This window comes from Pseudomonas sp. MDT1-85 (assembly GCF_054898065.1).
In genome coordinates this window covers 395,001-416,488 of sequence record NZ_CM142715.1, presented here as the reverse complement: position 1 = coordinate 416,488, position 21,488 = coordinate 395,001, and the positions used below count along the sequence as shown (strand labels likewise).

At 58.2% G+C, this 21,488-nt stretch carries 14 protein-coding genes and 3 rRNA genes (1 of these 17 only partly in view); 10 read left to right on the top strand and 7 right to left on the bottom strand.

The window, feature by feature from the left end; all coding sequences use genetic code 11:
- Positions 1-77: 77 nt before the first annotated feature.
- Positions 78-416, top strand: coding sequence for a tryptophan synthase subunit beta (locus ACYZT2_RS01950; protein ID WP_429431170.1), 339 nt, complete (start codon positions 78-80; stop codon positions 414-416).
- A gap of 156 nt (positions 417-572) precedes the next feature.
- Here the strand turns inward: ACYZT2_RS01950 and ACYZT2_RS01945 are convergent, their stop codons facing one another.
- The 3 genes from ACYZT2_RS01945 to lapG form a co-directional block, all read right to left on the bottom strand.
- Positions 573-845, bottom strand: coding sequence for a DUF6124 family protein (locus tag ACYZT2_RS01945; RefSeq protein WP_123357192.1), 273 nt, complete (start codon positions 843-845; stop codon positions 573-575).
- Positions 846-1,322: 477 nt separating this feature from the next.
- Positions 1,323-3,269, bottom strand: coding sequence for a cyclic di-GMP receptor LapD (gene lapD / locus ACYZT2_RS01940; protein ID WP_461969675.1), 1,947 nt, complete (start codon positions 3,267-3,269; stop codon positions 1,323-1,325).
- A 14-nt stretch (positions 3,270-3,283) separates the two neighbouring features.
- Positions 3,284-3,976, bottom strand: coding sequence for a cysteine protease LapG (gene lapG / locus ACYZT2_RS01935; RefSeq protein ID WP_461969673.1), 693 nt, complete (start codon positions 3,974-3,976; stop codon positions 3,284-3,286).
- A 266-nt stretch (positions 3,977-4,242) separates the two neighbouring features.
- Here lapG and ACYZT2_RS01930 point away from each other — a divergent pair, with 266 nt between their 5' ends.
- From ACYZT2_RS01930 to ACYZT2_RS01910, 5 genes are all read left to right on the top strand, one after another.
- Entirely contained in the window at positions 4,243-4,953 is a 711-nt protein-coding gene (locus ACYZT2_RS01930; protein ID WP_461969671.1) for a GntR family transcriptional regulator, read from the top strand.
- A gap of 907 nt (positions 4,954-5,860) precedes the next feature.
- Positions 5,861-6,637, top strand: a complete 777-nt coding sequence (locus tag ACYZT2_RS01925; protein WP_461969669.1) for a DUF3050 domain-containing protein — start codon at positions 5,861-5,863, stop codon at positions 6,635-6,637.
- The gene (locus ACYZT2_RS01920) at positions 6,634-7,563 is read left to right on the top strand and encodes a diiron oxygenase (protein ID WP_461969667.1); all 930 of its coding nucleotides are present in this window, start codon (positions 6,634-6,636) and stop codon (positions 7,561-7,563) included. The genes ACYZT2_RS01925 and ACYZT2_RS01920 overlap by 4 nt, the downstream gene beginning before the upstream one ends.
- A gap of 13 nt (positions 7,564-7,576) precedes the next feature.
- On the top strand, positions 7,577-10,993 hold the full coding sequence (locus ACYZT2_RS01915; RefSeq protein ID WP_461969665.1) for an amino acid adenylation domain-containing protein: 3,417 nt from the start codon (positions 7,577-7,579) through the stop codon (positions 10,991-10,993).
- Positions 10,994-11,022: 29 nt separating this feature from the next.
- Entirely contained in the window at positions 11,023-11,490 is a 468-nt protein-coding gene (locus ACYZT2_RS01910) for an SRPBCC family protein (RefSeq protein WP_461969663.1), read from the top strand.
- A 155-nt stretch (positions 11,491-11,645) separates the two neighbouring features.
- Here the strand turns inward: ACYZT2_RS01910 and ACYZT2_RS01905 are convergent, their stop codons facing one another.
- Positions 11,646-13,526, bottom strand: coding sequence for a methyl-accepting chemotaxis protein (locus tag ACYZT2_RS01905; protein ID WP_461969661.1), 1,881 nt, complete (start codon positions 13,524-13,526; stop codon positions 11,646-11,648).
- Between the two features lie 298 nt (positions 13,527-13,824).
- Between ACYZT2_RS01905 and ACYZT2_RS01900 the strand changes: the two genes are divergently transcribed.
- From ACYZT2_RS01900 to ACYZT2_RS01885, 4 genes are all read left to right on the top strand, one after another.
- Positions 13,825-14,325 carry a sigma-70 family RNA polymerase sigma factor gene (locus tag ACYZT2_RS01900; protein ID WP_461969659.1) on the top strand — a complete coding sequence of 167 codons (501 nt, stop codon included), beginning with the start codon at positions 13,825-13,827 and terminating at the stop codon, positions 14,323-14,325.
- Positions 14,325-15,338, top strand: a complete 1,014-nt coding sequence (locus tag ACYZT2_RS01895; protein ID WP_461969657.1) for a FecR domain-containing protein — start codon at positions 14,325-14,327, stop codon at positions 15,336-15,338. Before ACYZT2_RS01900 ends, ACYZT2_RS01895 begins: the two co-directional genes overlap by 1 nt.
- 87 nt (positions 15,339-15,425) lie before the next feature.
- A complete protein-coding gene (locus ACYZT2_RS01890) occupies positions 15,426-17,927 on the top strand; it encodes a TonB-dependent siderophore receptor (RefSeq protein ID WP_461969655.1) in 2,502 nt (833 codons plus the stop codon).
- Between the two features lie 71 nt (positions 17,928-17,998).
- A complete protein-coding gene (locus ACYZT2_RS01885; RefSeq protein WP_461969653.1) occupies positions 17,999-19,195 on the top strand; it encodes a PepSY-associated TM helix domain-containing protein in 1,197 nt (398 codons plus the stop codon).
- 65 nt (positions 19,196-19,260) lie between these two features.
- Here ACYZT2_RS01885 and rrf (ACYZT2_RS01880) read toward each other — a convergent pair.
- From rrf (ACYZT2_RS01880) to ACYZT2_RS01870, 3 genes are all read right to left on the bottom strand, one after another.
- Positions 19,261-19,376, bottom strand: a 5S ribosomal RNA gene (gene rrf / locus ACYZT2_RS01880).
- 107 nt (positions 19,377-19,483) lie between these two features.
- Positions 19,484-19,599, bottom strand: a 5S ribosomal RNA gene (rrf, locus tag ACYZT2_RS01875).
- A 171-nt stretch (positions 19,600-19,770) separates the two neighbouring features.
- Positions 19,771-21,488: ribosomal RNA gene (locus ACYZT2_RS01870) — 23S ribosomal RNA — on the bottom strand (it continues 1,174 nt past the right edge of the window).

The window sequence follows — 21,488 nt, the reverse complement described above, 5'->3', positions numbered from 1 at the left end:
TCGTCGCACCGCATACTCGCCTGCGTTGGCCTATGCTGCTGACAGCACGACGCTGGTCCATTTCCGAGGGATGCTCAATGTTTTACGTGCAACGCGATGCGCAAGGTCAGTTAGTGCGCGTGGAAGCCACGGCCTACGCCGAAGCCACGGAAACACTGCCGGCCGACAACCATGAAATCCAGGCCTGGTTTGCCCACGAAGTGGTTGAAACCAGCCTCAAGCAGCTCAAGCAGAGCGACCTGGAAATGATCCGGGTACTCGACGACTTGATTCAGGTATTGACCCAAAAAGGCGTGATCCGCGTCACCGACCTGCCGGCCGCCGCACAAGCCAAGCTGATGGACCGGACCCAGGCCCGTGAAGCGTTGGGCGGGTTGAGCCAATTGATCGATGATGATGAGACGGGGTTGATCTAACGTCCCGCCTTGGTTGTTGTTTGTGCTGACGCCTTCGCGGGCAAGCCTCGCTCCTACAGAGTTGCGTTTGTTCACGCGATTGCGGCACGACACAAATCCTGTAGGAGCGAGGCTTGCCCGCGAAGGCGATCTTCAGCTCACCACCGCTCTAACCTGCTAAACCTCGGCCCGAGCCTGCATCTGCGGCGATTCAAGGTGATCCAGCGCCCGTTCCACCAATAACTGCACGCCATCGGCCATTCGGCTGAGAGCCAAGGCTACTGAGCGCCGTGAGCCTTCCACATCATCCGCGAGGTCGGCGGCGATGGCGCTGATGGAGAGTAGGTCTTCGGAGGCGTTGGCGAGAAGGGCTTCGGTGTCGATGTCGGGGGAGACGGTGAAGAGGCGGCCTTTGCGGGGAGCAGGCGGATTCGGCGTTACTTTGAACATAAGAAATACCCTAAACAGTAAGTTGGAGCCGTCACCGTTCGCTTGCACGCGAATAGGGGTGGCGGCCGTGCGCAGGTGTGCAAGACCGGGACTGTTTAGGACACCCAGCAGATCCGAGGATCTCCTGCGCGCAGCCGCCATAAAGCAGTGAACATCGAAATGCTCATTGAGGGAATGGCAGCACGCTACCTAAACAGTTTGGTCGGACTTGCACGTCCGTGTCACCGATTATTCAGTGACAAGGCCAGACTAGCCTTGGACTTCGGCCGGAACAAGTTCACCAAAACCGCTACAACTTGAAGGAAATCTCCTAGGACTTTGCCATCAGATATTTCCGGCGCCTGTGCTGGCGCCTTCGCGGGCAAGCCTCGCTCCTACGGGGGTTGTGTTGGTTCACGCGATGCGGCATGACACAAATCCTGTAGGAGCGAGGCTTGCCCGCGAAGACGGACTGACTGGCACCTCTGCACTAAAACCCTACTGCCAAGGCTTCGGCTCACCAAACAACTGCCCCTGAACCCCATACAGCCCCATCTCACGAATCACCGCCAACTCCCCTTCGGTCTCGACCCGCTCGGCAATCAATGGCAAATCAATGCTATGCGCCGCCCGCTGAATCGCCTCGATGAACAGACGCTTGTCGCTCTCCTGATCAATCGCCCGGATGTAACCGCCGTCGATCTTCAGATACGCCAACCCCAGCCGCGCCAGGTTACCGATCATGCTGAAGCGCCCACCAAAACGCTGCAGGCTTAGCGAGAACCCCAGTTCACGCAGACGCCGCGTCAGCTGTTCCAGCACCGCTTGTTCAGGCAATTGTTCTTCGCCGATTTCCAGGGTCAGTCGCTCGCCGAGATTCGAATGCTGACGCAGAATGTCGAACACTTTGTTCAGCGCCTGCGGATCCGCCAGTGTCGCCGAAGACAGGTTCAGTGCCAGCGACTCTTCATGGTCGGCCATCTGCTCGAGCACCAGCTCCAGCATCAAACGGTCCAGCCGCGCGGTCCAGCCAAAACGCTCGAGCCACGGCAAGAAACGCCCGGCGGGAATGGTCTGGTTCTGCTCGTCGAGCAGGCGCGACAGCACTTTGTAATGCAGCACCACCTGCGTGTCGTGGCTGGCCACAACCGGCTGGAAGTACAGCTCGAAACGCTGCTGATCCAACGCCCGATCCAGCAAGGTGTGCCAGGCATGGTGGTCATCGCCAACCCGGGCCGATGCACTGTGATCGAGGCACGCCCAGCTTGGTTCGCCCTGACTTTCCGCCTGGGCCAGGGCCTGGTCCGCCAAACTGATCACCGCTTGCGGCGAGTCGCCATGGGCAAACGGCGCCAGCCCGATCGAGGCCACCGACGCCACGTCCGTGGCGCCCGTCGCATGCAGGCTCGCCAGTGCACTGTCGAGGTTACTCGCCAGTTGCAGCGCTTCTTCGCGCACCAGCCCCGGCGCCAGCACAGCGAATTCACCGCCACGAATGCGCGTGACGAGGTTCTGGGTTTCCGGGTACTTGGCGCACTCACGGGACAATTGCTCGCCCACCGCTTTCAACAATTCATCGGTGCGCTGACCACCCAGCCGCTGGTTCAAACCAGCCAGATCCTTGACCCGCAGCAGCAGCAAATAGCCTGAGCTGGTCTGCTCAGGATTGCTCACTCGCGCGTTCAGTTGCATCTCGAAATAGCGGCGGTTGGCCAAGCCGGTCAGGTTGTCCTGATAGGATTCGGCTCGCAGTTTTTCACTGCGTTCGGCCTGCTCCTGGAACAGTGCCTTGAGCTTCTCGACCATCTGGTTCATCGCCTGCACCACCCGACGCAGTTCCGGGGTGCGCGGCAGTTCCGGCAGGCTGAGGAATTCGCGGCGAGCAATGGCGTGGGATTGCTTGACCATGTAATCCAGCGGCTTCAGTTGCCGGCGCAGCAACAGCGCGCCCAGCACTGCACTCACCGCGCCGCAGATCAGCAACCAGCCGAGGCTGCCCAACGCGCTCTGCCACAGCTTGGCCAACGCGAACATCGGATGGCTGACCACCTCGACCCGCGCGGCCTGCTCCCAGCCACGGCTGACAAGCGCGTCGCCACCGGCCGGTTCCAGGCCGATCAGTTTGACGAACCAGTCCGGTACGTTGGTGACCGCCGGGATGCCGCTACGCTCGACAATCGTCTTGTCATTGGCCAGATCGACCACACGGATGCTCGCGTAATAACCGCTATCGAAGATCGAACTGACCAGCAACTCGACCATCGCCGGGTCGTCGATGTTCGGTGTCAGGGACAGCGCCAACGCCGTGGCTGCGTCCTGGGCGTGGGAGCGCAACTGGTTGACGTACTGGGTCCGCGAGCTTTCCAGACTGACCATGAAGCTGCCGGTGAAGGCGACCACCAGGAACAGACAGATAGCGATCAACAGCTGTTTGAACAAAGACATCTGAGCGCGTGCTCCTAGTTAGTCGTCTCGACCGGGAAACCTTCGGCCTGCATTTTCTTCAACACATCCTGCCAGCGGGACAGGCGTTTGGTGTCTCCGACCTTCTTGTTACCCTTGGCACCCGGCAACCACAACCCTTCGGCATTGAAAGAGTAGACCGGCAGCAAATCGGTTCGCTGGCTGGCGGGCTTGATCGTGTCGATCAGGCTGTCGAGCACCAAAGGCATGGCCTCGGGGCTCGAGTAGTAGGTCAGCACCATGTGCGCGCGGTTCAGGCGCAAAGCCTTGACGTAGGTGATGCGCAGCTTGTCACTAGAGACACCGAGATGGCGCAGGCTGAAATACTTGGCGATAGCGTAGTCTTCGCAATCACCGGCGCCTTTCCATAGGCCTTCGATCGGTGTTTCCCAATAATCGACCTCGTGCCACAGGTCGATGTCTTCTTCGTAACGCATCTGCTTGTTGAAGAATCGGTTGACCACGTTGAGCTGTTCCAGCTCGCCAATCTGCTTCTGCGTGGCCAGCAATTGCTGCCAGGCATCAATGCGCTGCTGCCCTTCACCCAAAGGCCCGTACAATGCCTGCGCGCGGCGGCTGATCAGCGAAAAATCCCAATCGGCATGCAGCCCGCCCAGCATGACGCCGGCCAGCAGCAGTGCGCAGCCTAGCCAGCGCAAGGTCCGAGGGATCGAGAAACGTACCGCCAATGCGAGGCATCCAGGTCAGGCAGGTGGGAATCTGCGTGATGGTGAAGGCTAGCCTGCTAAAAGACAATGGCACGGTGAGATCACTGGCAACGCGCTAAACTTTGAATTGCGGGAGCAATAAAAAGATCGCAGCCTTCGGCAACTCCTACGCCGAAATCTGTAGGAGCTGCCGAAGGCTGCGATCTTTGGACTGTTTGACAACCCGCCAAGCAGTCACTAGTGTCCATTTGGATCCAAATATTTCAACCAAACAGGGTGCGTTTGTTGTGACACAGAAGCCCAACCCTCTCAGCAGTATCAAGGTCAACGGGCCGATTCCCGCCCATCTGGCGCGCTCGGTGATCGAAGAAACCCTGCGCGCGGCGATTCTTGACGGTCGCATTCCTTGCGGCATCGCCCTGCGTCAGCAAGACCTCGCCGATTTGTTCGGCGTCAGCCGCATGCCGGTCCGCGAAGCCTTGCGCCAGCTCGAAGCGCAATCGCTGCTCAATGTGGTCGCCCATAAAGGTGCGGTGGTTGCACCGTTGGTCCAGGGAGACGCGGCAGAAACCTATGAGCTGCGAATCCTGCTGGAGTCCGAAGCCCTGCGTCGGTCGATCCCCCTGCTTGAAGCCGCCGATTTCGAACAGGCAGCGCGCTATATCGACGAGTTGGAAACAGAACACGACTACACCGAGATCGGCCGGCTCAATCGCCTGTTCCACATGGCGCTTTACAAAAAGGCCCCCAACCAGCGTCTGCTGAGACTCGTCGAGGACGGGTTGAACGAAGAGGAGCGCTTCCTGCGCTTCAACCTGGAAGCCATGGGCCTGGGCAAACTGTCCCAGGAAGATCACCGAGCGTTATTGCGAGCCGCCGAAGAGCGGGACGTCGAGCGCTCAGTGACGTTGCTCGAAAACCACCTCAACCGGGGTGTCGAAGTCATCACCCGCTACCTCGAAAGCTCTGAACCGCAGCGCAGGAAAACCTCGAAGTAACCCGCAGCGACAGCCCCGAGCGAGCCCATTGAGCGGCTCGCTTTCGCTTGCCGCGACCATTTCAACTGCGACGCGCACTCTGTAGCAGCTGTCGAGCCCCAGCGAGGCTGCGTTCGGCTGCGAAGCAGTCGTAAAATCAGAGATTGCGATACGTCAGGCAGACCGCGTTAGCCGTACTCACGACTGCTTCGCAGCCGAACGCAGGCTTCGCCAGCTGCTACGGATCACATTACGACTTAACTGACCGGCATTAGCTTACCCCCCCTTTTTGCTCGCATCGGACCGGTGTGCAGCGACTTCATGCCTGTTCCCCAAAGCCCCCGCCATCTTCCAGCCCGACAATTGCACCTGGCAGATCATGCAGGGCGATAGCGACTGCCGTGAATTACGCTCACTCTTGAGCTGCCAACGAATAATGACGGGCGACGCACCGCACCCGCGAAGCAGTCGACGCATCAAGAACCTACGGAAGGAGTCTTGCCACGGGAAAGGAAGAACCGGCGTCGCTCCCAGCCAACTTCCACCCCCTCAGATCACATTAAAGAACCCAGTAGAAAGTTGCTTTGAGTGAGGTATTCACTCTTTATTTAAATTTTGGCTTATACAAGTCGAAAGGAGCAACTACGCCCAAATAAAACTTCATATAAAAGTCTTATTGACACTTGTCGCGCTCGAGAAAGATAAACTTTAAATTAATTAAAAAATGACTTGCCCGACACTTTATTCGTGTATTAGTTTTTCTCCGCCGCCCACAAACACTGGGCGCCAAGCACTACTTAGTAATTACACCCCTGAAAAACATCAATTCAATTGAGGCCCCCGTTCGCCAACAAAAAACTTCATGCAACCGTCAGTCATTGATCAACACCACCCTCAACGGTATTCCAGATCACTTATAGGCTCGCTCATGAAACCGACTAAAGATCGTCTTAATCAGAAGAAAGCAGAACTTAGTGCGCACCCGATCTTCTCTGAAATACATTCGTTATCGGTCCTTCAACGCTTTATGGAAACCCATGTGTTTGCGGTGTGGGATTTCATGTCGTTGACCAAGCGCCTGCAACAGGAGCTGACCTGCGTTCAGCTGCCCTGGCTGCCGCCGCGAGATCCTCAGGCTGCGCGGTTGATCAACGAGATCGTGCTCGGTGAAGAGTCTGATGTTCGCCCCGCCCAAGGTCACTACAGCCATTTCGAGTTGTACCTGGATGCGATGCGCGAAGTCGGTGCAAGCACGGCCGCTGTCGAACGCTTCGTGGCGCTGCAAAAAGAAGGCGTGAGCTACGACGTGGCACTGCAAAGCGTGGACGTCGACCCGGCGGCCGCGCAGTTCGTGCGCCACACCTTGCACACCGCGTTACATGCGCCGGGGCACAGTGTGGCGGCGGCGTTTCTGCATGGCCGCGAGAGTGTCATTCCGCAGATGTTCCAGCGAATTCTCGACGACTGGGGTATCGGCATCGAACAAGCGCCGACCTTCCGTTACTACCTGGAACGGCACATCGAAGTCGATTCCGAAGACCACGGCCCGGCGGCGGAAAAACTCCTCGCTCGCCTGGTCGATGGCGATCCGCAACGCGAAGAAGACGTCTACGCCAGCGCCATTGCCGCCGTGGAAAGCCGCATCGCCCTGTGGGACGGCTTGCGCCTGAGCATGAGCGAACCGGTTGCAGAGGTGAACGCATGAACGCCGCCGACTACCAATCCTTCGCCGACGCCTGGGAGAGCCGCGCGACCATTCGCACCCGCCCCCGGCGCTTACTGGAGAACGACGACAAACTGATCTATCCGCTGAGCCGTCAGCCGCTGGTGCTGAGTGAGACCTTCCTGCGCGAATGCCCGGAACAACGGGACTTCGCCTTGGTGCAGACGCTCTACAAGTTCATCAACGACGTGGTGATTTTCGAAACCGAGATCGTCGACAAGACCGCCCGCAGCATCGCCAAGAACCGCTTCAGCGTGGCGTTCCCGTTCGCCTGTCGCTACGACGCCATGACCGTGGTGGTGGACGAGGATTACCACGCCCTGGTGGCCATGGATTTCATGCAGCAAACCGTCGCCATGACCGGCATCGTGCCGATCGCACTGCCGGATGAAATCGAACTGAGCCGTGCCATTCCGGCAGCGGTGGCCCTCGCACCGGAACACCTGCGCAGCGCCGTGGAGCTGATCTGCGTGGCCATCGCCGAGAACACCGTGACCGGCGACGTCGCGGCGTTCGCCAAGGACGACACGGTCAAGCAATCGATCAAGGGCCTGATGGCCGACCACTTGCTCGACGAGGGCCGTCACTCCGGGTTCTGGGCGCGGTTGGTGCGCATCTATTGGCACACTGCAAGCGAAGACGATCGCCAGTGCATCGCGCAAATCCTGCCGGTGTTCATCGGCCATTACCTGACCAACGACATCCAGAAGTCCTTCGACTTCCGCTTGATCGACGCCTTGCAGATCAGCGACGCAGCACGCCGAGCACTCAAGAGCGAAGTCTCGGGACTGGCCTTCCCGATCAATCGCCATCACCCGCTAGTCGCCAACATCGTGCGGTTTTTCCGCAGCAGTTCGCTGCTCGATTCACCGTGCGTGCAAAGCGCCCTGAGCGACTACCTGGTTTAACGAGGAGAACATCATGAGACGTCTCGATATTTTGCTCATTGGGCAAAGCCAGGCCCTGACCGACCTGGCGCTGGAACTCGAACAACACGGTCATTCCCTGGTGCGGCTGGCGAATCTGGAGGAACTGCCGCCAAGCACGTTTGACTTGCTGATCGACGATACGAGCCTGCCGTTTCAGGACTTCAACGATGCACCGCGCCTGACGCTGCAGTTGGGTATCGGCGTGCCGGGCCCCTCGGGTCTGCCAGCATTGGACCTGCTGTGCACGTACAAATCGATGCAGCTAAGTCGCGTACCAGTCGCCGAAGAACTGTCCGGCAACGGCCAGGCGTTGCGCCTGCGAGCGGTGGCCGATCTGGTCGATCACGTGGCATTGCTGGTCAGCCGCTTCTCCCGGGGTGCCGAGTATTTTCTTCTCGTCGAACCTCCAATTCCTGCGCACTTTGAGCAGGTGGAAAATCTACTGTTTCTAGAACACCTGGCCTACGTCCATCAGCTCAACGCCACGGCTGAACCATGGCTGCTGCAGCTCGGCCAGATCCCGATGATCGAGCGGCTTGAACAGCGCTTCATCCAGTGCGCCGAGCGGCCAGCGCTGAACATCGCCGGCACGTCGCTGAGCTATCGGCAATTGCACGCCCACAGCCGCGCCATCCAGCAGCGCTTGCAACCATTGCTCGATCAGCATCAAGGACCGTTGGTGATCGGGATCTGTCTGCCAAAATGCAGCGCGTTGTATGCGGGGATTCTGGCGATTCTGGGCAGCGGCGCGGTGTACCTGCCGCTGGAACCAAGCCACCCACTGCAACGTCAGCAGTACATTCTGGAAAACGCCGGCGCGGTGTTGTTGCTGCATGACGGAGAACATCCGCTCAGCGAGACGATGCCTGGGCTGGACATCAGCCGCATCGACATCGGCGATGTGAATCTCGATCAACCCTTGATGCGCCAACGACCTGATCTCGACGCGCCGTGCATGGCGCTCTATACCTCGGGCACCACGGGGCACCCCAAAGGCGTGTTGCTCAGCCAGGCCAATCTCGCGCACTTCACCGCGTGGTACGCCGATTACGTGCAGCTGACCGAACAGAGTCGGGCGTTGCAGTTTTCATCGTTGAGTTTCGACTCGTCACTGATCGATATTTTCCCGACGTTGCTTCAGGGCGCCGAACTGATCGTGCCCAACGAGGATCAACGTCGCGACCCGTTGCAACTGGTCGAGCTGATCCGTCACCAACGACTCAGCCACGCCTTTTTGCCACCGGCGCTGTTGAGCATCCTGCCGCTGGAGCAGTTGCAAGTCCTCGACCATGTGATGACCGGTGGCGATGTTTGCGAACCTTATGTGATCGAGCAACTGACTCGCCAAGGCAATCTCTACAACCTCTACGGCCCGACCGAAGCCACGGTACTGATCACTGCGCGACAACTGCGTACCGGCGACAGCAACCGGACCCTCGGTGCACCGATTGCCAACAGCCAAGTGCTGATCCTCGATGAGGACTTTCAACCGGTGGCCGAGCAAACCGTCGGTGAGTTGTACATCGTCGGCCCAGGGGTATGTCTGGGTTACCTGAACAACCCGCAGCAGACTGCCGAACGTTATCTGGACCTGAGTCTGCCGAATGGCCAGAGCCTGCGCGCCTACCGCTCCGGCGACATGGCCAAGTGGACCCGCGACGGTATTGAGCTGTGCGGGCGGCGAGACAATCAGGTGAAGATTCGCGGCTTTCGGGTCGAGCCGGAAGAGATCGAACGCTGCCTGCGCGACAGTCAGCTGTACCGTCAGGTGGCGGTGGTCATCGACCGTCATCGACGGATTCTGGCCTTTCTCGCGCAGCCTCAGGAAGAGCAACCCGGTGCGGCTCGCGAAGCCTTGAAAGCCCACGCAATGCAGTTTCTGCCGGACTACATGCAGCCGACCGCATGGACCGAACTGGCGAGCATGCCGTTCGCCAGCAACGGCAAGGTCGACCGTAAAGCGCTGATGGAACTGCCCGTCAACGTGACCGAAAACAGCCAACGACGTTTGCCCGCCAGCGCCGATGAAGCGCTATTGCTGGAGATCTGGGCCGAACTGCTGGAGCTGCCCGCCAGTGACATTTCTACCGATGAAAGCTTCTTTAATCTCGGCGGGCACTCGATCCTGCTGTCGCGCATGTTGCTGCGTTTGCGTGAGGAGTTCGGCCGCAGTATCTCGATCAACCGCTTCATCGAGCTGCCGACGATTGCGAAACTGGCGACCTTGGTGCGCGGCTCCGGGACCGAGGAAGTGCTGAGCAAAAAAGCCCTGGCCGATGCCTTCCGCGAACTGAATATCGAGCCGTTGCCGATCAGCCGAATGGGCGATGTGCACAAGGTGATCGTCACCGGCGCCAACAGCTTTGTCGGTGTTCATATCGTCGAAGCACTGCTGGCCTGGGGCGCCAGCGAAGTAGCGTGCCTGGTGCGCGATGGCGGCGGGCAATCGGCGGCGCAACGCTTTGCTCAGGCGTTGCGGGAAAACCGTCTGGAGCATCTGGACCTGAGCCGGGTGCGAGTTTACGCGGCGGACATCACTCGCCCGCAACTGGGGCTCAGTGAAGATGTTTACGAGCAGCTGGACCGCGAGTTCGGCGCGCTGGTGCACAACGCCGCCAACGTCAATCACGTCCTCGATTACGAGTCGTTGGCGCGGGACAACGTCGAGCCGATTTTCGAGTGCCTGCGCTTGTGTGAAGGGCGCAGCAAGAAAATTTTCAATTTCGTCTCGACGCTCTCGGCGTCCAGCACGATTTCCGACGATGGCCGAGTCCTGGAATTGCCCGCCGCGCAGACACCACCGATCTATATCAAGAACGGCTACAACCTGTCGAAATGGGTCGGCGAGCGGATTCTCGAACGAGCGCGGGAGCGTGGGGTGCGGGTCAATCTTTATCGCCCCGGCAACATCAGCTTCAACAGCCTCACCGGTGTCTGCCAGCCCCACAAGAATCGCTTGATGCTGATGCTCAAGGGCTCGATCCAACTCGGCCAAGTGCCGGAGTTCGCGTTGAATTTCGACCTGATGCCGGTGGATTTCCTCGCCCGTTTCATCGCCTTCCACGCCAGCCGTTACCAGGCCGAAAAAGCGGTGTTCAACCTGCACAACCCCGAGCCCCTGAGCTGGGATTCCTACGTAGCGTCATTTCGCGAGGCCGGTCGGGAATTCGCCATGGTCAGCGTCGCCGACTGGCAGCAGCAACTGGACCGCGTCGACAGCGATAACGCGCTGTTTGGCGTGCTGGGTTTCTACCTCAACGGCTTCGAAGAAGACATCGGCGACATCTCGATGATCGGCCACGACAACGCCCAGGCCGGCGTTCGGCAGATGGGCGCGCACTACCCGGAAAAATCTCCGGCGCTGCTGCGGCGCGGCTGCGACTACCTCAAAGAAATCAACTTCATCTGATTCACCCTAATCCTGCGAGGAGCAAAACCATGAATACTCTGCAACCCGATACCCTGATCAAAAATCCTCACGGCTGCCACGTTGTGTCTTCGGTGGAAGTACCGATCGATGCGGCACAAGTCTGGGCGGTGGTCGGCAATTTTGCCGGCTTCGATCAATTCATTCCGGCGCTGTCGCACATCGAGATGACCGGCGAAGGCGTGTCGTCGCTACGCAAGAAATTCTTCAAGGACGGCAACCTGGTGGTCGAACAACTCAACTCCCGGGACGACCAGACGCTGAACATGACCTGGACGACGATCTACAACACGTTGGGCGTGGCCAATTTGTGGGCGGCGATGAATGTTGAATCCTTGGGGGCGGGCAAGTCGCGGGCGACCTGGACCATCATCGCCGAACCGGCCCAGGGTGGCGCCGAAGCTCTACCGGGGTTCAAAAATTTCGTTCAGGGGTTTGCCGATGACGCGATGGGGAATGTGTTGAAGCTGTTTGTGTAAGGCTTCGGTTCAGCGGTGATTACTAGACCGCTTTCGCGAGCAAGCCCGCTCCCACAGGGGTTCTCAGTCATTCACAAATGTTGTGATCACTGAAAATCCCATGTGGGAGCGAGCCTGCTCGCGATTGAACGATAACGCGGTAGAACTGACCTCAATCAGATCTTGAAACTATCAACCAACTGCTTTAACCGATTGGCCTGCTGGGACAAAGCATCGCAATCCTTCAATGTTTCATTGAGGTTGGCCACGCTCTGCTGGTTCAGCAGGTTAATCTGGTTGACGTCGACGTTGAGGGTCTCAACCACGGCGGTCTGCTCTTCGGTCGCTGCGGCTACCGATTGATTCATGCCGTCGATTTCGCCGATGCGCTGGGTCACGCTGACCAATCGCAGGCCGGCCTGGTTCGCTACTTCGACGCTCTGCTCGCTGGACGCCTGACTGGCATTCATCGTGGTCACCGCTTCGCGAGAACCGATCTGCAGCGAGCTGATCATCTTGTGGATCTCTTCCGCCGATTCCTGGGTGCGATGTGCAAGGTTACGCACCTCGTCCGCCACCACCGCAAAACCACGACCGGCCTCACCGGCACGGGCCGCTTCGATGGCCGCGTTGAGCGCCAGCAAATTGGTCTGCTGGGAGATGCCTTTGATCACATCGAGAATGTGGCCGATGTTGTCGGTACTCGCATTCAAGGTTTCGATCTGCGTGCAGGACAGGCTGATTTTCTGCGACAGCTCGGTCATGGCCAGGATGGTTTTTTCCACCACCTGACGACCGTCATCGGCCTGCTCGCTCGCGCCGCTGGCGTGTTGCGAAGCATCGGCCGCGTTGCGGGCGATTTCCTGGGTGGCGGCGCCCAATTGGTTGATCGCCGCAGCCACGCTGTTGGTGCGGGCGCTTTGTTCGTCGGAGCCGATGATCGAAGCGTTGGACGATGCCATCACCCGTTGCGACAGGTCATGAACCTGACGGGTCGCCGAGGACACTTCGGAAATCGACGCGTGAATCCGCTCCACGAACTGGTTGAAGGAACCGCCCAACTCGCCGAACTCGTCTTTGCTTTCTACGACCAGACGACGGGTCAGGTCGCCCTCGCCCTGAGCGATGTCCTGCATCGCACGGCCCATCGTGGTCAGCGGACGCATCAACACATTAATCAGCAGACTCAGCAGCACTGCAATGGCGGTCACGGCGATGAACATCGCGATCAGCGCCGAGGTGCGGAACTGGCTCAGTGGTGCATAGGCCTTGGCCTTGTCGATCGACAGACCGATGTACCACTCGGCATTCGGCAAACCGCTCACCGGCGTGAACGAGAGGATGCGGTCCTGCTTGTTCAGTTCTACTTCCTGGATGCCTTTCCCGATTCGGACGCTGGAACCCGGATAGATGTCTTTCAGGTTCTTCATCACCTGATCCTTGTCCGGGCTGACGATCACCTGACCGTCGGCGCTGACGAGAAACGCGTGACCGATGCCACCGAAGTCTACCGAGTTGATGATCTTCACCAGGGTTTCCAGACTCAGGTCGCCGCCGACGACGCCCAGCAGTTCGCCTTGCTTTTTCACCGGCATGGCGATGGTCACCACCAACCCGCCGACCGCTGCCATATAAGGCGGGGTCAGCATGGTCTTGTCGGCGACCACGGCTTGTTTGTACCAGGGGCGCTGACGCGGATCGTAGCCGTCCGGCATCTTCGCGTCAGGGCGCTGGGTGAACACACCATTGGCCTGCCCGACGTAGGTGAACTGGAAGTTCGAGGTGAGGGCAGGTTGATCGACCAGCCCCGACAAGTCGGCATTGGCGCCTTGATGAGCGACGTTCTGCGCGAGGTTTTCCAGGACCAGCACGCGGCCGCTCATCCAGTTCTGCACGCTGCTGGCGGTCAGCTCGCCAGCTTGCTCAACGGAAGACTCGAGGTTTTGTCGGATGGTGTTTCGCTGCAGATAGTCGTTGTACAAAGTGAACAACGCAAAAGCCAGCACCACGACGCCTGAAGCGGCCAGCAGGATTTTATGGCTGAACTTGAGATTCATTTCATGGGACTTCTTATGCAAAAAGTGGGCGTTCCGGGTTGCAACATTCCATGTAACAGCGCAGACGGACATTCTGAGGCCGCTCTACTTTGGTGCACGCATGTCTCACCAGTCTGTCGGCACGAGTGGGAGAAATCTTAGGGATTTGTACGAAACCCGTCAGATACCCGCCGAATGGTGTGCTAGAGCGCCCGAATAACAGTGTTTGCTGGTGGTTGCTCGAACGGCAGTTGCAAATTTTTCGACCCTTGATGACAATGCGACTAATTATCATTTGTGACGTCGGGCTGTCGCGTTCATGTCTTCACCTGAGTTTGCAGTACAGGCGCTTTACAGCAGTCATCACGGTTGGCTCAACACGTGGCTGCGCGCTCGATTGGGTAACGCGGCCGATGCGGCGGATCTGGCTCAAGACACGTTCGTCCGTCTGCTGCAAAGAACCGAACGCCTGGAGCTCAAGGCCCCCCGCGCCTTTCTGCGAACCATCGCCCGCGGCCTGGTGATCGACCACTGGCGCCGTGAGGAAATCGAGCGCGCGTACCTGGAAACCACCGCCCATTTGCCCGAGGCCGAAACCCCGAGCGCCGAGGCGCGGGCATTGGTGCTCGAATTGCTGGAAAGCATCGCTCGCATGCTTGAAGGCCTGAAGCCGAAAGTGCGTCAGGCATTTCTACTGGCCCAGTGCGAAGGGCTTACCCACAAGCAGATCGCCGAACACATGGGATTATCCCTCCGCTCAGTGGAACGTTATGTGGCCGACGCGCTGTATCACTGCTACGTGCTGCGGTATGAAGCGTGATGCCTGTGGATAACTCAGCACTGAACCGCCGCGGCGAACCCCATCAGCAGGTGGTCAAGCAAGCCATCCACTGGCTGCTGCGCCTGCGTAACAACGCGACCAATTCCAGACTGCGCCAGCAATGCAACGTCTGGCGCGCGGAGCACCGTGAGCATGAACTGGCCTGGCAACGGGTGCAGTCCCTGCAAGCCGAGTTGAGCAGCAATCTGCGCGCGGTGCCCGGCGCCCAAGTCGCTTTCAACACGTTGGAAAACAGCGCACAGGGACTCGGGCGGCGCCAGGCGTTGAAGCTGCTGTCGGGCGCGTTATTGATGGGTTCGGCGGCATGGCTGGGCAAGGATCTGGTCGGTTGGCAACAGTGGACCGCCGACTTCGCCACCGTCACGGGCGAGCGTCGTGGTTTCCAGTTACCGGATGGCGCGCGCCTGGAACTCAACACCGCCAGCGCGGTGGATCTGGACTACACCGCGCAGCAGCGCCTGATCAGACTGACTCGCGGCGAAATCATCGTGACGTGCGGTGGGGCAAGTGAAGGGGTTTCGTTTAATCGACCGTTGCGGGTGCAAAGCCGTCACGGCGTTTTCGACAGTGTGGCTGCACGCTTCATCGTTCGTCAGGACGCCGACTGCACAAGGCTCAGCGTTACCAGCGGCATGGTCGCAATCCATTCGCCACGGGCCGCCGACGGCCCGCCGATTCAGGTGCAGGCCGGGCAGAGTTATCTGATCGATCGCAGTCGCGCACAGTTGGCACCGCCTCAAGACATGGATGCCGGCGCCTGGGTCGACGGCCTGATCGTCACCCGCAACATGCGCCTCGGGGACTTCATTAATGAAGTCGGGCGTTACCGTCCCGGTTATCTGACCTGCGCAGCGGACATTGCCCATTTGCGGCTGTCCGGGGTTTTCCGTCTCGAAGACACCGACAAACTGCTGGCCATCTTGCCGCACACCCTGCCGGTGCAACTGCGCTATCGCACTCGCTGGTGGGTGACGCTGGAGCGACACGCCTGAATTTTTTTGGCGGGTTTTCCAAACAAGTCCGGCTTAGTCAGTAAGCACTTCAACTCTGCCTTCAGCGACTTCCTACGGAAACCTACAATGACTGTGCGCGCCATCAGTAAGAACCCTCTCCATTTCGCCGCGGAATCAGGCGTATTGCGCCACGCCATCCGGGCGGCGCTGTTCTCGACCGCATTGGGTGTCGGCCTGCTGCCGACACTTGGCGTTGCAGCCCAGGCCAGCGAAGCCACTAGCCACCGCTACAACATTGCCGCCGGCCCCTTGAACGATGTGCTCAACCAATTCGCGCGGCAGGCGGGCATCACGCTGTCGACGACTCCGGCTCAAACTCAGGGCCTTCAATCGCCGGCATTACAGGGCGACTATTCGGCGGATCAGGCATTAAGCCATTTTCTCAATGGCACAGGGCTGGTGGCCGTCAGTCAGGATGGCAGCAGCTATGTGCTGCGGCCCGTTGCTGAAACCGAAGCCCTGGCGCTGCCCACCACCGACATCAAAGGCTTCGCCTTGGGTAATGCGCTGGGCAGTATGGATGGCTACAACGCGACACACAGCCAGATCGCCACCAAAACCAGTACCGCCCTGCTGGAAACCTCACAAAGCGTGTCCGTGGTGACCCGCGAGCAAATGGACGACCAAGGCTCGCAAACCGTGTCCCAGGCGATGCGCTACACCCCCGGCGTGCTGACCAACCCTTACGGCGCAACCCACCGTTATGACTACGTGGCGATGCGCGGTTTCAACGACGGCTCGGTGGATAACATCTATCTCGACGGCCTCAAATCCATGGGCGACAGCGGCACCTACAGCACCATGCAGGTGGACCCGTATTTCCTCGAACGGGTCGATATTCTCAAAGGTCCGTCGTCGGTGCTCTACGGTCGCAGTTCACCGGGCGGGCTGGTGGCGTTGACCAGCAAGAAACCGTTGTATGAGCCCTATCATCAGGTTCAGGCCACGGTGGGCACCCAAGGCCAGCGCGGCATGGGTTTCGACTTCAGCGGGCCGGTGGATGATGACAAACGTATTGCCTATCGCCTGACAGGGTTGGCGGATCAGTCCGACACGCAGTTCGACCACAACAAGGAAAAGCGCTTCGCATTGGCACCGACGGTCAGCATCGATTTCACCGAAGATACCTCGCTGACGCTGCAAGCCTACCTGCAACACGATCCCGACGGTGGCTATCACGGCGGCGTCCCGGCCGATGGCACAATCCATCAGCGCAACGGCAATCGGATCTCTCCAAACTTCTTCGAAGGCGAGCCGGGCGTTGATGGTTTCCAGCGTGATCAACAGTCCTTCGGTTATCAGTTCGAACACCGCTTCAACGACGTCTTTACCGCGCGGCAGAACTTCCGTTATCTCGACTCCAAGGTGAAGATCGATCAGGTTTACGCGTATGGCTGGACCACTCCCACCAGTAACGAGTTGAACCGCTATTACACCGGCGGCGACGAAAAGCTCCACGCCTTTATCGTCGATAACATGCTGCAAGCCGAGTTCTTCACCGGCGCAACCCAACACACCGTGCTGATGGGCGCCGACTACCAGCGACGCAAAACGGTGGTCGACTGGACCAGTGGCGGTCTTGCGCCGATCGATGCGTTCAATCCGGTGTACGGTAATTCGGCCAGCGACTTCTACAGCCCGACCAGCTATCTGCGCCGCCTGGAACAGACCGGCGTCTACCTGCTAGACCTGATCGAGATGGATAAATGGCGCTTCTCTTTGGGCCTGCGTCAGGACTGGGTTGAAACCTCCGATGAAAACCGGCTGACTGAAGCGGGACGCCCTGTAGGCACGGAAATCAGTGACGAACGCACCAAGCTGACGGGCCGGGCTGGGGCGTTGTACCTGTTCGATAACGGCATTGCGCCGTACATCAGCTACTCCGAGTCGTTCAACCCGAACTCCTACGCGGACAGCGCCGGCAATCCTCTGGCACCGACCGATGGCACCCAGTGGGAAGTGGGCCTGAAATACCAGCCGCCGGGCACCGACAACTTGTTCACGGCATCGCTGTTCCGCATCGATCAGGAAAACCTGGCGACCAAACTGCCGCAGGAAAACTTCTATCGCGCTGTAGGCGCCGTCCGCTCCCAAGGTCTGGAACTGGAAGCGCACATGCAGCTGACCGATAACCTGAAAGTCCTCGGCAGCTACACCTTCACCGACATCGAGTATTCGAAGTCGATGATCAGTACGTTGAGCACCGACACCGACGTAATCGAAAACAAGGGCAACTCGCCGACTCAGGCGCCACGTCATATGGCCTCGGTGTGGGCGGACTACAAATTCGACAGCGCAGCGCTTGATGGCCTGCGTCTGGGCGGCGGCGTGCGTTACGTCGGTTACAGCTGGGCCGATGCGGAAAACACACTGAAGGTGCCGTCCTACACATTGTTCGATGCGTCTGTCGGCTATGACCTGGGCAAGGTGGGTTTGAAGGGCGTGGACGTACGTCTGAATGCGAACAACCTGACTAACGAGTCCTACATGGCCTCCTGCGCCAGCCTGAACTTCTGCTACTTGGGTGAAGAGCGCAACGTCGCCGCTACCGTGAGCTACCAGTTCTAACGACTTGTTATCCAAAAAAAGCCAGCCCCTGAATCCAGGGGCTGGCTTTTTCGTCTCTGCAGGAAAATTCCATGCGTGCATTTCTGGTTTTACTTCATCGCTACATCGGTCTCGCGACTGCGCTGTTTTTGCTGATGGCCGGGCTTACGGGCAGCATTCTGGCGTTCAATCATGAGCTGGATGAGTGGCTCAATCCGGAGTTCTATTCAGCGTCTGCCGACGGTCAGCGTTTGCCGCCCGGCACTTTGGTCGACAACCTGCAAGCGGAGCATCCGAGGTTGCAAGTCTGGTACATGGAGTACCCGTCAGAACCGGGTCATACCGCATTGCTGGCTGCGGTACCGCGCAATGACCCTGCGACCGGAAAACCTTTTGCCGAACCCAATCAGGTGTTCTATCTGGACCCGATCAATGGCGAGCAGAAAGGGCAGCGGTTCTGGGGAGAATGCTGCTTTCAGCGAGAGAACTTCATCCCGTTCATTCTTGAGTTCCACTACAACCTGGTTCTGCCGAATAACTGGGGATTGTTGTTAATGGGACTGGTCGCGATCGCCTGGGTTGTCGATTGTTTCATCGCGCTTTGGCTGACGCTTCCACGAGGGAAACCATTCTGGAAGAAGTGGTCGACTGCTTGGAAGATCAAAGGCGGGCATGCCTACCGGCGGAACTTCGACCTGCATCGGGCCGGTGGTTTGTGGCTTTGGTTATTGCTGCTACCGATTGCGGTCAGCAGTGTCGCCATGAACCTGCCGAGCCAGGTCTTCAAGCCTGCCGTTTCACTGTTTTCACCGATTGAGCCGAGCGTTTACGAGGCCCGCGGACGCATGCCTGCCGAGGAGCTGGGAGTTACGCGGCTGAGTTATCAACAGGCTTATGAACGTGCGTTGCAGGAAGGGCAAAGGCTGGGGCTGACAGCAGCGATCGGGGAGTTGTATTACAGCTTTGAGTACAACTTTTATGGGGCGGGGTTTGGGCAACATGATACCGAGGCCCATGGAAAGTCCTGGCTGTTCTTCCATGGCACGGACGGGCGTTTACTGGGACAGGAAATCGCAGGCCAAGGCACCTTGGGGGAGCGTTTTTATCGGCTGCAATTGCCGATACACGGAGGGCGAATCATTGGGCTCACCGGGCAAGTGATGATCGTGTTGTTGGGTGTTTTCATTGCAGTACTGTCGGTGACGGGAATCTATATCTGGTGGCGCAAGTTGCTGGCTCGAAGGAGTAGCAAGGCACGCAAGAGCGGGATGTGCCCCATACCGGATTGAGGTTTCTATAGCCCAGAAAGACAAAACCCCTGTCTGCATAAGCAGACAGGGGTTTCGGAATTCAATCTTGACGATGACCTACTCTCACATGGGGAAACCCCACACTACCATCGGCGATGCATCGTTTCACTGCTGAGTTCGGGATGGGATCAGGTGGTTCCAATGCTCTATGGTCGTCAAGAAATTCTGTGACCAGCCCGTTACAGTGGTAACGTGCTGGCAAAATCGGTGACTTCTACTAAAACAAAACCCCTACCTGCATACGCAGATAGGGGTTTCGGAATTTGATCTTGACGATGACCTACTCTCACATGGGGAAACCCCACACTACCATCGGCGATGCATCGTTTCACTGCTGAGTTCGGGATGGGATCAGGTGGTTCCAATGCTCTATGGTCGTCAAGAAATTCGGTAGCCAGGTCGTTTGCCTTGCGGCTCACGCTCCAGCGAATGGGTATGTGACAGCTTGGTGTTTTGTGAGTATCTCGAACTTTCGGTTCGTTTCGTCTTCACACACCGCAATCTGGTGCCTTTTCGCTTTTCAGCTCGAAGCCTGCAAATTGCTTGGGTGTTATATGGTCAAGCCTCACGGGCAATTAGTATTGGTTAGCTCAACGCCTCACAGCGCTTACACACCCAACCTATCAACGTCGTAGTCTTCGACGGCCCTTCAGGGGACTCAAGGTCCCAGTGAGATCTCATCTTGAGGCTAGTTTCCCGCTTAGATGCTTTCAGCGGTTATCTATTCCGAACATAGCTACCCGGCAATGCCACTGGCGTGACAACCGGAACACCAGAGGTTCGTCCACTCCGGTCCTCTCGTACTAGGAGCAGCCCCTCTCAAATCTCAAACGTCCACGGCAGATAGGGACCGAACTGTCTCACGACGTTCTAAACCCAGCTCGCGTACCACTTTAAATGGCGAACAGCCATACCCTTGGGACCGGCTTCAGCCCCAGGATGTGATGAGCCGACATCGAGGTGCCAAACACCGCCGTCGATATGAACTCTTGGGCGGTATCAGCCTGTTATCCCCGGAGTACCTTTTATCCGTTGAGCGATGGCCCTTCCATACAGAACCACCGGATCACTAAGACCTACTTTCGTACCTGCTCGACGTGTCTGTCTCGCAGTCAAGCGCGCTTTTGCCTTTATACTCTACGACCGATTTCCGACCGGTCTGAGCGCACCTTCGTACTCCTCCGTTACTCTTTAGGAGGAGACCGCCCCAGTCAAACTACCCACCATACACTGTCCTCGATCCGGATAACGGACCTGAGTTAGAACCTCAAAGTTGCCAGGGTGGTATTTCAAGGTTGGCTCCACGCGAACTGGCGTCCACGCTTCAAAGCCTCCCACCTATCCTACACAAGCAAATTCAAAGTCCAGTGCAAAGCTATAGTAAAGGTTCACGGGGTCTTTCCGTCTAGCCGCGGATACACTGCATCTTCACAGCGATTTCAATTTCACTGAGTCTCGGGTGGAGACAGCGCCGCCATCGTTACGCCATTCGTGCAGGTCGGAACTTACCCGACAAGGAATTTCGCTACCTTAGGACCGTTATAGTTACGGCCGCCGTTTACCGGGGCTTCGATCAAGAGCTTCGCGTTAGCTAACCCCATCAATTAACCTTCCGGCACCGGGCAGGCGTCACACCCTATACGTCCACTTTCGTGTTTGCAGAGTGCTGTGTTTTTAATAAACAGTCGCAGCGGCCTGGTATCTTCGACCGGCATGGGCTTACGCAGTAAATGCTTCACCCTCACCGGCGCACCTTCTCCCGAAGTTACGGTGCCATTTTGCCTAGTTCCTTCACCCGAGTTCTCTCAAGCGCCTTGGTATTCTCTACCCAACCACCTGTGTCGGTTTGGGGTACGGTTCCTGGTTACCTGAAGCTTAGAAGCTTTTCTTGGAAGCATGGCATCAACCACTTCGTCACCCAAAGGGTAACTCGTCATCAGCTCTCGGCCTTAAGATCCCGGATTTACCTAAGATCTCAGCCTACCACCTTAAACTTGGACAACCAACGCCAAGCTGGCCTAGCCTTCTCCGTCCCTCCATCGCAATAACCAGAAGTACAGGAATATTAACCTGTTTTCCATCGACTACGCTTTTCAGCCTCGCCTTAGGGACCGACTAACCCTGCGTCGATTAACGTTGCGCAGGAAACCTTGGTCTTTCGGCGTGGGTGTTTTTCACACCCATTGTCGTTACTCATGTCAGCATTCGCACTTCTGATACCTCCAGCAAGCTTCTCAACTCACCTTCACAGGCTTACAGAACGCTCCTCTAC